Origin of the sequence: Streptomyces sp. VTCC 41912 (genome assembly GCF_045799175.1) — a bacterium.
Taxonomy (GTDB): Bacteria; Actinomycetota; Actinomycetes; order Streptomycetales; family Streptomycetaceae; genus Streptomyces; species Streptomyces albulus_C.
The window spans coordinates 30,501-44,250 of record NZ_JBJMAB010000002.1 but is presented as its reverse complement, the minus strand read 5'-3'; the positions used below and the strand labels follow the sequence as shown (position 1 = coordinate 44,250).

Below are 13,750 nucleotides of genomic sequence, written 5' to 3'. Positions count from 1 at the left end.
GGCCCCGGGTACGCTGCCGTGAGCTGTGGAGGTCACCCGCATCAGGAGGCAGAGCCGACGTGAGCGTCATCCCCCCGGACACCACCCGCCGACCGCCGGCCGAGCCCCGACGCACCGGGCGGGCGGCGCTGGTGGTGGCGGCGTGCGCGGCACTGGCCGCGACGGTGACGGGCTGCGCGGAGGACCCGGACGCCGGTACCAACGGGGTCGGCAAGCTGCCCGCCCAGCAGATCGAGGCCAAGGCGCGGGCCGCCGCCGCCCGGGCCGACACCGTCCGGCTCTCCGGAAAGGTCGTCAGCCAGGGCAGCGCCTACACCCTGGACATGCGGCTGGCCAAGGACGGCGCGCGCGGCGAGCTGACCACCAAGGCAGCCTCCTTCCAACTGCTGCGGGTCGGCGAGGCGCTCTACCTGAAGGCGGACGCGTCCTTCTGGGCCGGGGAGAAGGCCGGCGCCGGCTCGGGCCCCGACTCCAGCGCCGCCAAACTCGGCGACAAGTACGTCAAGGTGCCCGCCGCCGACCCCGTCTACCAGCGCTTCAGCGGCTTCACCGACAAGGAGACCCTGCTCGCCGGACTGCTCGGCCTGCACGGCCAACTGACGGCCGGGAACCGCGGGACGGTCGGCGGGGTCCGCACCGTCCAGGTGGCCGCCGGCGCCGGTTCCGGCGGCACCCTCGACGTCTCCCTGGAGGGCACGCCGTACCCGTTGCGGCTCCAGCGGGCCGGCGGCGCGGGCGAGGTGAAGCTCGCCGACTGGGGCAAGGCGGTGGACCTCAAAGCCCCCGACCAGGACCAGGTCGTCGACTACGGCAAGCAGATCGCGCGCACCGGCAGCGGCTGAGGGCCGCCGGCCCGGCGGGCGTCAGCCCTTGCGGCCCCGGCGCAGCAGCTTGGGCAGCGCGGCCGGGATCGGCCGGCGCGTGGTCGCGGGCGAGGCCAGCGGCGGCGCGGCGTGCGCCTCGTCGGGCATCCGGCCGGGGCGCTGCACCGCGGCGCCGGCCGGGACCAGCCGCAGCACCCGGCACTGGCGGGCCCAGCGCTCGGTGAGGACGTCCGCGTCCGGTGCGTTGAGCCGCTTGCCCTTCAACTCCTCGACGGTGGCCTGCCACGCGTCGCTGCCGGGCGCGAGTTCGCGGACCTCGGCGGGCCAGGCGACCAGCCGACCGCCCTTGTCCTTGCTGCGCACGGTGACCGTCGCGGTGCCGCCGTCGGTGAGCCCCAGCGCGGCCAGCGGCTGCTCGGTGGCGCCGGCGCGCTCCCTCCCGGCGTCCTCCCGGCCGTCCTCCGGGCCCGCGTCGCCGACCAGGCAGACCGCCCCGTCGTGCCAGACGTGCCACAGGGCCCGCGCCGGGCCGGTCGTCCCGCGCACCCAGATCAGGCCGGACTTCTTCGTGGCCTCTTCGATGAGCGCCCGATCCAGCAGGGCCTGCGACACGGTCTCCTCCGTCATGGCCCTCAGCCTAATCGGCCCGGTGGTGGCGGTCCGGGGCCGCCCAGGCGGTGAGACGCCGCCCGGCCGCGCCGGCGACCGACCGGGTCACAGCCAGCCGTTGCGCTTGAACCCGCGGTGGATCCCCAGGCAGATGGTGACCGTGACCAGCATCATCGCCGGGTAGCCGTACTTCCAGTGCAGCTCCGGCATGTACTCGAAGTTCATGCCGTAGATGCCGGCGATCATCGTCGGCACGGCGAAGATCGCCGCCCAGGCGGTGATCTTGCGCATGTCCTCGTTCTGCGCGACGGCGGCCTGCGCGAGGTTGGCCTGGAGGATGGAGTTCAGCAGGTCGTCGAAGGACAGCACCTGCTCGTTGACCCGCGCCAGGTGGTCGGCGACGTCCCGGAAGTACTTCTGGATGTCGGCGTCCACCAGCCGCATCGGGCGCTCGCTCAGCAGCTGCATCGGCCGCAGCAGCGGGGACACCGCGCGCTTGAACTCCAGCACCTCGCGCTTGAGTTGGTAGATCCGTCCGGCGTCGCCGCCCTTGGCCGTGCCCTGGCCGCCGGCCGCCTTGCCGCTGGCGCCCTTGCCGTTGGTGCCGGAGCTGAAGACGTCGATCTCGACCTCGTCGATGTCGTCCTGGACCGCGCCGGCGACCGCCATGTAACCGTCGACGACCTGGTCGGCGATGGCGTGCAGCACCGCGGACGGGCCCTTGGCGAGCCGCTCCTGGTCCTCCTGGAGGCGGTGCCGCAGCGCGCGCAGCGAGCCCTGGCCGCCGTGCCGGACGGTGACGATGAAGTTCGGGCCCGTGAAGCACATCACCTCGCCGGTCTCCACGACCTCGCTGGTCGCGGTCAGCTCGGTGTGCTCGACGTAGTGCACGGTCTTGAAGACGGTGAACAGGGTGTCGTCGTACCGCTCCAGCTTGGGCCGCTGGTGGGCGTGGACGGCGTCCTCCACGGCCAGCGGGTGCAGCCCGAACTCCTGGGCGATGCCGGCGAATTCGGCCTCCGTCGGCTCGTGCAGGCCGATCCAGACGAAGCCGCCCTCGTCCCGGACGCCGGCGATCGCCTCGGCCGGGGCGAGATGGCCCCGCACGCGCTGGCCGTCGCGGTACACGCCGCAGTCGACGACGGCGCTGTTGGCGCAGGCGGCGGACTCCGAGCGGTAGGGGGCGTCGTCGCGGCGCCGGGCGGGGCGGACGGCGGCGCGCAGGTCGCGGATCATCGACATGGCAGGCTCCTTCGGGGCCGGCCGTCAGTGGCGGGCGCGGGCGCAACGCGGCCCGGAACGAGGACGTACGAGGCGTCATCGGCCGTACGTCCGCAAAGCGGGCGGCGCTCGGTGCGGGACTACTGACGGCAATTCGCTGACATCACGGAAGTAAGAGTCGGAGGCGCTCTTCCGCCATCTGCGTCCGGAGCAAAAAGACTTCACGGGTTTCGCCGCGGTGCGGCTGGGTACGGAAGCCCTCGGATCAGAAGATTCGCTGCGCGAACGGGATGACGGGAGAACTGTCGGTACTGCACGGTCGACTTGGATCCACCGCAGCCCCACCTCCTCCGGCCGGTCCCCGCTGGGGGACGACGTCATTCCCTGACCAGACGGCCAGGCTATCAGCCGTCCGAAGCGCTCAGGCTCCCCTTTGCACGTTCCATACGAAACGCCGTGCGAAGCCGCTGCTCACGGGCGTCCGGGGGCGGGCGTTCGGGTGCCGGGGCGGCCCCTATGCTCGGCGCATGTCTGACGTTCTTGAGCTGGTCGAGGCCCGGTTGCGCACGGCACTGGGCGAACCGGACGCGCGTGCCGCCGTCACCTTCCTCGGCACCGACCGCATCGAGGTGCTGCGCTTCGTCGACGGGGACGTGCTCCGCTACGCCACCCTCGGGATGTCCGCCCAGCCCATGGCCGATCCCACCGCGGTCGTCGCCGACCCGCTGCGCGGTCCGCGGGCCGAGCTCGTGCTCTCGGTGCGGGCCGGCCGCGCCGACACCGACAAGGCGCTCCGGCCGCTCGCCGTCCTCGCCGCGGCACCGCAGGTCGAGGGCGTGATCGTGGCCCCCGGGGCGTCGTTGGACGTGGGGGACCCGCTGTGGCCGGGGGCGCCGTTCACCTCGGTGCTGGTGGGCGCGGCCGGCGGCCTCGTCGAGGACCTGGAGTTGGACGAGCCCCGGGACCCGGTGAGGTTTCTGCCACTGCTGCCGATGACGCCGAACGAGGCCGCCTGGAAGCGGGTGCACGGCGCCGAGGCGCTCCAGGCGCGCTGGCTGGAGCGGGGCACCGACCTGCGCGACCCGCTGCGCACGGGAGTGGCGCTGGACTGACGCCGCCGCCCCGTCCGCGCGCGGCGGACGGGGCGTCAGCCCGCCCTTCGGCCTACTGGTTGGCGAAGACCGCGATCCCGTCCTCGGTCGCGTGCCGGGGTTCCAACTCCTCGGCGCGCAGGGTCAGTTCCCGACGGCGGACCGCGACGACGCCGGCGCCGACCGCCGCGGCCAGCGCCGCGACCACGAACGGGACGCGGACGTCGGTCCACTCCGCGATCTTCGGGGCGAGGAAGGGCGCGGCCGCCGCCGCGAACCAGCGGACGAAGTTGTAGCCGGCGCTGGCCACCGGGCGCGGGGCGTCCGAGACGCCGAGGGCCAGCTCGGTGAAGACGGTGTTGTTCAGGCCGATGAAGGCACCCGAGACGACGGTGCAGACGACGGCGGTGGTGTGGTTGCCGTAGCCCAGGACCACCAGGTCGACGGCGAGCAGCACGAGCGAGCCACCGAGCACCCGCAGCGAGCCGAAGCGGCGCTGGAGCCGGGGCGCGAGGAGCACCGAGAAGACCGCGAGCAGCACGCCCCAGGCGAAGAAGACCCCGCCCGACTTGTACGGGGACATGTCGAGCACGAACGGGGTGAACGCCAACACCGTGAAGAACGCGTAGTTGTAGAAGAACGCGGAGACGGCGGCCGAGGCCAGTCCGCCGTGGCCGAGCGCCCGTATCGGGTCCAGCAGCGAGGTCTTCCGGGCCGGCCGGGGCTGTTCCTTCAGGAAGACGGTGATGGCGAGGAAGCCGATGGCCATCAGGACCGCGGTGCCGAAGAACGGGTAGCGCCACTTCATGTCGCCCAGGACCGCGCCCAGGAGCGGGCCGCAGGCCATGCCGAGCCCGAGCGCCGATTCGTAGAGCAGGATCGCCGCCGCGCTGCCGCCGGCCGCCGCGCCCACGATCACCGCCAGCGAGGTGGAGACGAAGAGCGCGTTGCCCAGGCCCCAACCGGCGCGGAAGCCGACCAGTTCGCCGACCGAGGACGAGGTGCCGGACAGCGCCGCGAAGACCACCACCAGGGCCAGCCCGGCGAGCAGCGTCTTGCGCCCGCCGATGCGGCTGGAGACGAAGCCGGTGACGAGCATCGCGACGGCGGTGATCAGGAAGTAGGAGGTGAAGAGCAGGGAGACCTGGCTGTTGGAGGCGTTCAGGCCCTTGGCGATGGACGGGAGGATCGGGTCGACCAGGCCGATGCCCATGAAGGCGACGACCGAGGCGCCGGCGGTGGCCCAGACGGCCATCGGCTGGCGGAGGAGCGAGGGGCCGCCCTCCTGCCGATCGCCGTCGCCCGGAGCGGAGGTGCTCGACGGCGTGCCCGGGGGTTGCGCGAAGGGATCGTCGTGGGTGCCGCCGCCGTGGCTGCTGCTGTGCATGCCGGGGTTCCCCTTCCTGCTGTGCGTGCGCCCGAAAATCGTTGCTGTTTACACAGAATAAGTTAGGTCGACTAAAGGATGCAAGTTACAACTAAGGGTGCGGGGTGTGCGGTGCGGTGGCCGGAACCGGTCAAGTGTGCGGTCCCGTACGTGATTAGGGGCACACCGGTCGGGTGATCGTCCTTGACGGGGCGGCGGCGCTGGAGGACCGTTGGTCCTTATGAGGGGCGAACCCAGTTGCCCGAAGTGCGGAGGCCGGGTGCGGGCGCCCGGTCTCTTTTCCGATACGTGGCAGTGCGACGCGCACGGCGCGGTGCACCCGCTCCAGCCGGTCGTCCCGCCGAGCGTCGAGGCGCTCGGCGTCGTCGTGCACCGGGCCCAGGTGCCCGTGTGGATGCCCTGGCCGCTGCCGGTCGGCTGGTTGTTCACCGGGGTGGCCTGCGCCGGCGACGACCGCAGCGGCGGTCGGGCCACCGCCGTCGCCTGCTCCGGACCCGGCCCGCTCGGCGGCCCCGGTGAGCTCCTGCTGGTAGCCGAGGAGTTGGGCGTCGGGCTCGGCGCCCGCTACGCCGGCATCGACGGCCCCGACCCGGGGCCCCAGTTGAGCGTCGACAAGCCGCCGCACGCCAAGGTGCTGGCGGCCGGCCGACCGACCGCGATGTGGCAGGTGCACGGCGCCCCCGCGGACCGTGCGGTCTTCGCGGGCGAGGCCCGCGGCCTGTGGTTGTGGGCGATCGCCTGGCCCGAGCAGTCGGGGCTGTTGATGTACGACGAGCTGGTGCTGACGGATCTGCGGGAAGCCGGTGCCGAGGTGGATCTGCTGCCCTGCGGGGCCTTGTCGCCGAGGATTCTGAGCTGAGCGGGGCCCGACGGCTGCGGTTCCTCGGATGAGCGGGGGTTCGATCGGGCGGGGGCACGTCCGGGTGCCCGGTATCCTTCCGGTAGTCCGTGGAAGCGCCGTCCAGTCCTTACGGTGCCCCGCGGCCCGGTGCCCGGTCCTCCCGGGCGCACCGTCGTATCCGTCCCGCAGGAGTCTGGAGTCCGTGTCGTGCGTATCGATCTGCACACCCACTCCACGGCTTCCGACGGCACGGACACCCCCGCGGAGCTGGTACGTCATGCCGCGGCCGCCGGTCTGGACGTCGTCGCGCTGACCGACCACGACACCGTGCGCGGGCACGCCGAGGCGCGCGCGGCGCTCCCCGAGGGCCTGACGCTGGTCACCGGCGCGGAGCTGTCCTGCCGGCTCGACGGGGTCAGCTTGCACATGCTCGCCTACCTCTTCGACCCCGACGAGCCGGAGCTCGCCCGCGAGCGGGAACTGGTCCGGGACGACCGGGTGCCGCGCGCCCGAGCCATGGTCGGCAAGCTGCGCGAGCTGGGCGTCCCGATCGCCTGGGAGCAGGTGGCGCGGATCGCCGGTGACGGCGCCGTGGGGCGGCCGCACATCGCCACCGCCCTGGTCGAGCTGGGCGTGGTCGACTCGGTCTCCGACGCCTTCACCTCCGCGTGGCTGGCCAACGACGGCCGGGCCTACGTGGAGAAGCACGAACTCGACCCGTTCGACGCGATCCGCCTGGTCAAGGCGGCCGGCGGGGTCACGGTCTTCGCGCACCCGCTCGCCGTCAAGCGCGGCACCTGCGTCCCGGAGAGCGCGATCGCCGCACTCGCCACCGCCGGTCTGGACGGCATCGAGGTCGACCACATGGACCACGACGTCGCGACCCGCGCCCGGCTGCGCGGGCTCGCCGCCGACGTCGGACTGCTGACCACCGGCTCCAGTGACTACCACGGCAGCCGCAAGACCTGTCGCCTCGGCGACTGCACCACCGATCCCGAGATCTACGGGGAGATCGTGCGCCGGGCCACCGGCGCCTTCCCCGTCCCCGGCGCGGGCGGCTGAGCCCCGCGGGCGTCGGCCGTCCGGCCCGGCGTCGTCCCGTAGGCCCCCGGTTGGGGTGCCTGCGCACCTCTCCTGCCTCGTTCCCACGGGCCCTGCCCCGGCCGTGCCGCGTTCCGGTCCCGTGCGCCTCCTTCCGTTCGTCCGTACCACCGCAAGGCCAGCACCGTGTTCGACGTCGCCGTCTTCAGTACCCTTTTCGTCACGCTTTTCGTGATCATGGACCCCCCGGGCATCACCCCGATATTCCTCGCCCTCACCTCCGGCCGCGCGGCCAAGGTGCAGCGCCGGATGGCCTGGCAGGCCGCCACCGTGGCGTTCTGCGTGATCGCGCTGTTCGGGCTCTTCGGCAAGCAGATCCTCGGGCGGCTGCACATCTCCACGCCCGCCCTGATGATCGCCGGCGGGCTGCTGCTCCTGCTGGTGGCGCTGGACCTGCTGACCGGCAAGTCCGAGGAGCCGACCCAGACCAAGGACGTCAACGTGGCGCTGGTGCCGCTGGGGATGCCGCTGCTGGCCGGGCCCGGGGCGATCGTCTCGGTGATCCTCGCGGTGCAGCACGCCGACGACGCCGCGTCCCAGGTCGCGGTCTGGACGGCGATCGCCGCCATCCACGTGGTGCTCTACCTGGTGATGCGGTTCTCGCTGGTGATCATCCGGGTGATCAAGGACGGCGGGGTGGTGCTGGTGACCCGGCTGGCCGGGATGATGCTCTCCGCGCTCGCCGTGCAGCAGATCATCAACGGCGTGACGCAGGTGGTCCAGGGGGCCTGAGCGGCTCCGGACGCGACGACGCCCCCGTGCGGAAGTTCCGTACGGGGGCGTTCGCGTCTTCGGTGCGTCGCCGCCGGGCCGATCGCCGGAGGGTCGTCACGCCGTCAGGGCGTGGTCCGGGCGAGGTCGGCGGCGTCGGCGGTCAGCGGACGGCAGTGGCGTCGGCGGGGCGGATGTAGATGCGCTGCCCTATGGCGGCGGCCTGCTGCACGATCTGGTTGACGGAGGCGGCGTCCACGACGGTGCTGTCCACGGCGGCGCCGTCGGCATCGTCCAGGCGCATGATCTCGAAGCGCATGCGGCTTCTCCCTTCGTCTGATCCTCCTGCGGAGAACTCTTTGACAGGACTTGCCTGGCTTCGTTGCCGGGCGTTCCGTATGGGTACAACGAGCCTACAGCTGAAATGATTCCCTACGCTAACGAAAATTTTTCATGGTCTAAGGAATGCGTGTGCGGGAACGCGAGTGGTTGTGCCCCACGAGCGCGCGCCGGGACAATGGATCCCGCAATGAACGACCCCCAGCCCACGGGCACCACCGACCTCGCCGCGCTCGCCGCCGGCATCGAGCGCACCAACGAGCTGCTCAGCCGGGTCCTCGCCGAGGTCGCCACCACCCCGTCCACCCACGCGGTCTTCGCCGACGCCGGCTACGTCTACGCCGCCACCGGGCGACTGGTCGCCGGCACCGAGGACCGCAGGACGTTCGAGCTGGACTCCGAGGGGCTCATCGAGGCGTTCATCGACAAGGCCCGGACGATCTTCCCGGACAGCCGGCTGCTGCGGGTCTACTGGTACGACGGCGCCCGCCGCCGGATCCACACCCAGGAACAGCAGCGGATCGCCGAACTCCCGGACGTCAAGGTCCGGCTCGGCAACCTCAACGCCCACAACCAGCAGAAGGGCGTCGACTCGCTGATCCGCACCGACCTGGAGTCGCTGGCCCGGCACCGGGCGATCACCGACGCGGTCCTGATCGGCGGCGACGAGGACCTGGTCTCCGCGGTGGAGGCGGCCCAGGGCTACGGCGCCCGGGTCCACCTGTGGGGCATCGAGGCCCCCGGCGGCCGCAACCAGGCCGAGCCGCTGCTGTGGGAGGTGGACAGCGCGCGCACCTTCGACCTGGACTTCTGCAAGCCGTACGTCACCCGGCGGGCGGCCGGCGAATTCCCCGAGGCGAGTGCCGGCGAGGGGCCGGTGCCGACCCGCGAGGAGGTCCGGTTCGTCGGGGCGCGGATCGCCGGCCAGTGGCTGTCGGAGCGCGGACCGGCCTGGGTGGCCGATCTGCTCCCCGGCCACCCGTACCTGCCCGGCGCCGTCGACCAGGAGCTGCTCACCGCCGCGGAGGCGCTGCTGAAGCACTCCCTGCGCGGCCACTCCGACCTGCGGCGGGTGCTGCGCGACGGCTTCTGGGACCATGTGCAGGGGCGCTTCTAGGGCCGCCGGCCCGGCCCCGGGGGATCAGCCGACGTCGCTCCAGAAGCCGGCCAGCGCTCCGGCGGTCTTCTCCGGGCGCTCGGCGTTGGGGGAGTGCTCCGCGCCCTCGACGACCGTGCGCCGGGCGGAGAGCCGACGGGCCATCGCGTCCATCTGCGGCACCGGCCAGGCGTAGTCGACGGTCCCCGAGACGACGTGCACCGGCAGCCCGGTGCGGGCCAGTTCGGCGACCCGGTCGGGCTCCGCCAGCATCTGCCGGCCGGTCGCGATCAACTGCTCGGGCACGGTGTTCAGCCAGCGCCGTCGCAGGAACGCGGTCAGCTCCGGCGCCAGCGCCTCGTGCGCGGCCTCCGGCGGGTTGAGCGCCTGCATCGCCGCCCAGACCTGCTCCATGCCCATCGTGCCGAGCGCGTCGATCAGCATCCGCACCCGGGTCCGCTGGACCGGTTCGATGGCCGCCGGCCCGGAGCTGAGCACGGTCAGCGAACGGAACGGCGCCGGGTCGTGGAGCACCGCGGCCCGGGTGACCAGCCCGCCGAGGGAGTGCCCCAAGAGGTGCAGCGGCCCGTCCCCGGGCGCGTGCAGGGCCCGCGCCTGAGCCTGCACGTCGAGCGCCAACTCCCGCTGCTCATAAGCCTGTTCGTGGCGCGGGCCGGGTGTCTCGTGCTGTCCGCGGCCGTCCACCGCGACCGCCCGGAACCCGGCGGCGGCCAGCGGCGCCAGCAGCGCGATGAAGTCCTCCTTGCTGCCGGTGAAGCCGGGGACGAGGAGGGCGGTGCCGATCGGTGCGCCGTCGGGCCGGGCGTCGTGCACGGCGAACGCACCGCGCTCGGTGTCGAGCCGGTGTGCGCGGGCGCACGGCGGCAGCGTGAGGGTGGGCGGCCTGCTCATGGGGTGAGGTTATCGGGACGGCCGGGGAAAATCCGATCGGGACGCCGGCGACGCCCGAGGTGCGCGGCCCCCGGAACGCCGACGACCCGGCGCCCGCACGGAGCGGGGCCGGGTCGTCGGGTGCCGTCGGGCCGGTCGGCTCAGCCTTCGACCGCAGCGGCGTCCGCGGTCTTCTTGGGGGCGGCCCGCTTGCGGGTGCGCTTGGGCTTGACCTCCGCGCCGTCCACCACGGCCACGACCTCGGGGGCGGCCTCGGCGGCCTTCGCGGCGGCGGTCTTCCGCGTCCGCTTGGGCTTGGCCGGCGCCTCCCCGTCGGTGGCCTCGGCGGGCTCCGCGGCGGTGTTCTTGGCGGCGGCCGCCTTGGTCGCGGCCGTCTTGCGGGTGCGCTTGGGCTTGGCCGGGGCGGCGTCGACGCCCTCCGCCGTCGCCACGGCGGCTACGGCCTCGACCGCGGGCTCCGCGGCGGCGGCCTTGCGGGTCCGGGTCCGCTTGGGCTTGGGCTTGGCCGGCGCCTCGACGTCCGCGACCACCGGGGTCGTCGCGCCGCCGTCCACCGCGTCCACGGCGACCGGCGCGGCGTCGGCGTCCGCGGTCTTCTTGGCGGCGGCGGTCTTCCGCGTCCGCTTGGGCTTCGCCGGGGCGGCGTCCGCGCCCTCGACCGTCGCCAGGACGGCCTCGGCCTCGGCCACCGGCTCGGCGACCGTCTCGGTCACGACCGGTGCGGCCACCGGCTCGACCGCGGCGGTCTTGGCGGCGCTGCGGGTGCGGCGCCGGCGCGGCTTGGCGGCCGGCTCCTGGCCCGCCTCGGCGTCCGGGCCGGCCGCGGGGGCCGGCACCGTGGCGGCCTCGGCGATCGCGCCGGCCGTGGCCTCGCGGTGCTCGGAGACCGCGGCCTCGCTGGCGGCGGTGGCCACCGCGCCCCGGGTGCGGCGCCGACGACGGGGCGTGCGCGGGGCCGCGGCGGCCTCGGTGCCCTCGGCGGTGCGCACCGCGGCGTCGGCGGCGTTGCCGGTCTCCGGCGCGCTCGCGGCGGCCGACTCCTCCAGAGGGGCCCCACCGCGCGTCCGGCGCCGCTGGCGCGGCGTCCGGGTGCGCCGGGGCTCTTCCTGGATCTCCTTCTCGACCCGGCCGCCGGACCGCCGGCCGCGCCCGCGGCCCCCGGTCTCGCCGAGGTCCTCGACCTCTTCGGCGGCCAGCCCGGCCCGGGTGCGCTCGGCGCGCGGCAGCACGCCCTTGGTGCCCGCGGGGATGTTCAGCTGCTCGTAGAGGTGCGGCGAGGTGGAGTAGGTCTCCTCCGGCTCGTCGAACGACAGCTCCAGGGCCTTGTTGATCAGCTTCCAGCGCGGGATGTCGTCCCAGTCGACGAGGGTGACCGCGGTGCCCTTGGCGCCCGCCCGGCCGGTGCGGCCGATGCGGTGCAGGTAGGTCTTCTCGTCCTCGGGCGACTGGTAGTTGATGACGTGCGTGACGCCCTCGACGTCGATGCCGCGGGCGGCGACGTCGGTGCAGACCAGCACGTCGACCTTGCCGTTGCGGAACGCGCGCAGCGCCTGCTCGCGGGCGCCCTGGCCGAGGTCGCCGTGGACCGCGCCGGAGGCGAAGCCGCGGCGGGCCAGCTGGTCGGCGATGTCGGCGGCGGTCCGCTTGGTGCGGCAGAACACCATCGCCAGCCCGCGACCCTCCGCCTGGAGCATCCGGGCGACCATCTCCGGCTTGTCCAGCGAGTGCGCGCGGTAGACGTGCTGGGTGATGTTGGCGACCGTCGCGCCCTGGTCGTCCGGGGCGGTGGCGCGGATGTGCGTCGGCTGCGACATGTAGCGGCGGGCCAGCGAGATGACCTGGCCCGGCATGGTCGCCGAGAACAGCATGGTCTGCCGCTTGGCCGGCAGCAGCTGAAGGATCTTCTCGACGTCGGGCAGGAAGCCCAGGTCGAGCATCTCGTCGGCCTCGTCCAGGACGAGGGTGCGCACCTGCGAGAGGTTCAGCTTCTTCTGGCCCGCCAGGTCCAGCAGCCGGCCGGGCGTGCCGACGACCACGTCGACGCCCTTCTTCAGCGCCTCGACCTGCGGTTCGTAGGCCCGGCCGCCGTAGATCGCGAGGACCCGGACGTTGCGCACCTTGCCGGCGGTGAGCAGGTCGTTGGTGACCTGCTGGCACAGTTCGCGGGTGGGCACGACCACGAGGGCCTGCGGCGCCTCGGTCAGCTGCTCGGGCGTGGCCCGGCCGGCCTCGACGTCGGCGGGGACGGTGACCCGCTCCAACAGCGGCAGGCCGAAGCCGAGCGTCTTGCCGGTGCCGGTCTTGGCCTGGCCGATGACGTCGTTGCCGGAGAGGGCGACGGGGAGCGTCAGCTCCTGGATGGGAAAGGGGGAAACGATGCCGACGGCTTCCAGGGCCTCGGCAGTCTCGGGGAAAATCCCGAGATCTCGGAACGTCGTAGACAGAGTCTTGCCTCTTCTGTGAGACGCGGCGGGAGGCGGCGGAGGGGGTCGTACCGCGCCGTCGTACGGGTTCGTACGACGCCGGCCTGCTGGGCCGGATGGCGCGGGACCACTGCCGTCGCTCAGGCACTCCTGCCGCGAGCGGTGTCCCTCCTGCTGTGCGCACGTCGCGTCGCGCCGCGGGGAGGGCGGTCGGGTGGAGCCGATCGGGCCACCGACCGGGCATCCGCTTTCGTGGAACGACCCACCGACTACTCGGCGGGTCCTTTAGCACTGTACCCCGGATGTCGCCCCTGAATCCGAAGGCGTGTATGACTGAGGAATTCATCACGGCGCGCGGCACCCGTCCCGACGACCCCGCGCACGGGTGGTCGAGCCGTGGCTGACCAGGGCCTTCCGCGGCCCCTCGGGCGGGCTATTGTGCCGGTCATGGAGACGCCTGACAACGCCGCTGCTGACGCCCAGGAACACACCGGAATCGCCGCCCAGGACTGGGACCGGGCATCCGCCGACCCGCACTACCGGGCCGCCGTGATCGATCTGCTCGGTGCACTCGCGTACGGCGAGCTGTCCGCCTTCGAGCGCCTGGCGGAGGACGCCAAGCTCGCCCCCACGATGGACGACAAGGCCGAACTGGCCAAAATGGCCTCGGCGGAATTCCACCACTTCGAGCGGCTCCGGGACCGGCTCGCCGAGATCGAGGCGGAGCCGAACGAGGCGATGGAGCCGTTCGCCGCGGCGCTCGACGAGTTCCACCGCCAGACCGCTCCGTCGGACTGGCTGGAGGGCCTGGTCAAGGCGTACGTCGGCGACTCGATCGCCAGTGACTTCTACCGCGAGGTCGCGGTGCGGCTGGACTCCGACACCCGCGACCTGGTGCTCGCGGTGCTGGACGACACCGGGCACGCCACCTTCGCCGTGGAGAAGGTCCGGGCGGCCATCGAGGCCGAACCGCGGGTCGGCGGGCGGCTGGCGCTGTGGGCCCGCCGCCTGATGGGCGAGGCGCTCTCGCAGGCCCAGCGGGTGGTCGCCGACCGCGACGCGCTCTCCACCATGTTGGTCGGCGGGTTGGCCGACGGCTTCGACCTGGCCGAGGTCGGCCGGATGTTCTCGCGGATCACCGAGGCGCACACCAAGCGGATGGCGGCGCTGGGCCTCGCGGCCTGACGCGGTCGGC

General features: G+C 73.3%; 13 protein-coding genes. 7 read left to right on the top strand and 6 right to left on the bottom strand.

Annotation, left to right across the window (positions count from 1 at the left end):
- The first annotated feature begins 59 nt into the window (after positions 1 to 59).
- Positions 60 to 842, top strand: coding sequence for a hypothetical protein (locus ACJ6WD_RS03520; protein ID WP_233656885.1), 783 nt, complete (start codon positions 60 to 62; stop codon positions 840 to 842).
- A gap of 21 nt (positions 843 to 863) precedes the next feature.
- Here the strand turns inward: ACJ6WD_RS03520 and ACJ6WD_RS03515 are convergent, their stop codons facing one another.
- Both ACJ6WD_RS03515 and ACJ6WD_RS03510 read right to left on the bottom strand, forming a co-directional pair.
- A complete protein-coding gene (locus tag ACJ6WD_RS03515) occupies positions 864 to 1,451 on the bottom strand; it encodes a hypothetical protein (RefSeq protein ID WP_407615126.1) in 588 nt (195 codons plus the stop codon).
- An 87-nt stretch (positions 1,452 to 1,538) separates the two neighbouring features.
- Positions 1,539 to 2,675, bottom strand: coding sequence for a magnesium and cobalt transport protein CorA (locus ACJ6WD_RS03510; RefSeq protein ID WP_233656883.1), 1,137 nt, complete (start codon positions 2,673 to 2,675; stop codon positions 1,539 to 1,541).
- A gap of 506 nt (positions 2,676 to 3,181) precedes the next feature.
- On the opposite strand from ACJ6WD_RS03510, the gene ACJ6WD_RS03505 reads away from it, so the two are divergent.
- A complete protein-coding gene (locus tag ACJ6WD_RS03505) occupies positions 3,182 to 3,766 on the top strand; it encodes a suppressor of fused domain protein (protein WP_016574155.1) in 585 nt (194 codons plus the stop codon).
- 52 nt (positions 3,767 to 3,818) lie between these two features.
- On the opposite strand, the gene ACJ6WD_RS03500 is transcribed toward ACJ6WD_RS03505, so the two are convergent.
- Positions 3,819 to 5,000 (bottom strand): MFS transporter, encoded by a 1,182-nt coding sequence (locus tag ACJ6WD_RS03500; protein ID WP_407615208.1) that lies wholly within the window; start codon positions 4,998 to 5,000, stop codon positions 3,819 to 3,821.
- 352 nt (positions 5,001 to 5,352) lie between these two features.
- Here ACJ6WD_RS03500 and ACJ6WD_RS03495 point away from each other — a divergent pair, with 352 nt between their 5' ends.
- From ACJ6WD_RS03495 to ACJ6WD_RS03485, 3 genes are all read left to right on the top strand, one after another.
- On the top strand, positions 5,353 to 5,991 hold the full coding sequence (locus tag ACJ6WD_RS03495; protein WP_233656881.1) for a DUF6758 family protein: 639 nt from the start codon (positions 5,353 to 5,355) through the stop codon (positions 5,989 to 5,991).
- Between the two features lie 189 nt (positions 5,992 to 6,180).
- Positions 6,181 to 7,035, top strand: a complete 855-nt coding sequence (locus ACJ6WD_RS03490) for a PHP domain-containing protein (protein WP_233656880.1) — start codon at positions 6,181 to 6,183, stop codon at positions 7,033 to 7,035.
- Between the two features lie 165 nt (positions 7,036 to 7,200).
- A complete protein-coding gene (locus ACJ6WD_RS03485; RefSeq protein ID WP_016574151.1) occupies positions 7,201 to 7,806 on the top strand; it encodes a MarC family protein in 606 nt (201 codons plus the stop codon).
- Positions 7,807 to 7,948: 142 nt separating this feature from the next.
- Here ACJ6WD_RS03485 and ACJ6WD_RS03480 read toward each other — a convergent pair whose 3' ends face one another.
- Entirely contained in the window at positions 7,949 to 8,104 is a 156-nt protein-coding gene (locus ACJ6WD_RS03480; protein ID WP_016574150.1) for a hypothetical protein, read from the bottom strand.
- Positions 8,105 to 8,314: 210 nt separating this feature from the next.
- Here ACJ6WD_RS03480 and ACJ6WD_RS03475 point away from each other — a divergent pair, with 210 nt between their 5' ends.
- Positions 8,315 to 9,241: an NYN domain-containing protein gene (locus ACJ6WD_RS03475; RefSeq protein WP_233656879.1), complete on the top strand. Its 927-nt coding sequence runs from the start codon at positions 8,315 to 8,317 to the stop codon at positions 9,239 to 9,241.
- A gap of 24 nt (positions 9,242 to 9,265) precedes the next feature.
- On the opposite strand, the gene ACJ6WD_RS03470 is transcribed toward ACJ6WD_RS03475, so the two are convergent.
- Both ACJ6WD_RS03470 and ACJ6WD_RS03465 read right to left on the bottom strand, forming a co-directional pair.
- Positions 9,266 to 10,132 (bottom strand): alpha/beta hydrolase, encoded by an 867-nt coding sequence (locus ACJ6WD_RS03470; RefSeq protein ID WP_331248710.1) that lies wholly within the window; start codon positions 10,130 to 10,132, stop codon positions 9,266 to 9,268.
- A 140-nt stretch (positions 10,133 to 10,272) separates the two neighbouring features.
- Complete coding sequence (locus ACJ6WD_RS03465) at positions 10,273 to 12,699, bottom strand: DEAD/DEAH box helicase (protein ID WP_407615207.1); 2,427 nt, start codon at positions 12,697 to 12,699, stop codon at positions 10,273 to 10,275.
- A 303-nt stretch (positions 12,700 to 13,002) separates the two neighbouring features.
- On the opposite strand from ACJ6WD_RS03465, the gene ACJ6WD_RS03460 reads away from it, so the two are divergent.
- Positions 13,003 to 13,740 carry a ferritin-like fold-containing protein gene (locus ACJ6WD_RS03460; protein WP_016575979.1) on the top strand — a complete coding sequence of 246 codons (738 nt, stop codon included), beginning with the start codon at positions 13,003 to 13,005 and terminating at the stop codon, positions 13,738 to 13,740.
- The last annotated feature ends 10 nt before the right edge of the window (positions 13,741 to 13,750 follow it).

What these genes read in the sequence shown, in the direction of transcription:
- ACJ6WD_RS03470 (WP_331248710.1), bottom strand. Translation starts at nt 10,132, where the DNA reads ATGAGCAGGCCGCCCACCCTCACGCTGCCGCCGTGCGCCCGCGCACAC.
- ACJ6WD_RS03460 (WP_016575979.1), top strand. Translation starts at nt 13,003, where the DNA reads ATGGAGACGCCTGACAACGCCGCTGCTGACGCCCAGGAACACACCGGA.
- ACJ6WD_RS03505 (WP_016574155.1), top strand. Translation starts at nt 3,182, where the DNA reads ATGTCTGACGTTCTTGAGCTGGTCGAGGCCCGGTTGCGCACGGCACTG.
- ACJ6WD_RS03500 (WP_407615208.1), bottom strand. Translation starts at nt 5,000, where the DNA reads ATGGCCGTCTGGGCCACCGCCGGCGCCTCGGTCGTCGCCTTCATGGGC.
- ACJ6WD_RS03510 (WP_233656883.1), bottom strand. Translation starts at nt 2,675, where the DNA reads ATGTCGATGATCCGCGACCTGCGCGCCGCCGTCCGCCCCGCCCGGCGC.
- ACJ6WD_RS03515 (WP_407615126.1), bottom strand. Translation starts at nt 1,451, where the DNA reads ATGACGGAGGAGACCGTGTCGCAGGCCCTGCTGGATCGGGCGCTCATC.
- ACJ6WD_RS03480 (WP_016574150.1), bottom strand. Translation starts at nt 8,104, where the DNA reads ATGCGCTTCGAGATCATGCGCCTGGACGATGCCGACGGCGCCGCCGTG.
- ACJ6WD_RS03495 (WP_233656881.1), top strand. Translation starts at nt 5,353, where the DNA reads ATGAGGGGCGAACCCAGTTGCCCGAAGTGCGGAGGCCGGGTGCGGGCG.
- ACJ6WD_RS03475 (WP_233656879.1), top strand. Translation starts at nt 8,315, where the DNA reads ATGAACGACCCCCAGCCCACGGGCACCACCGACCTCGCCGCGCTCGCC.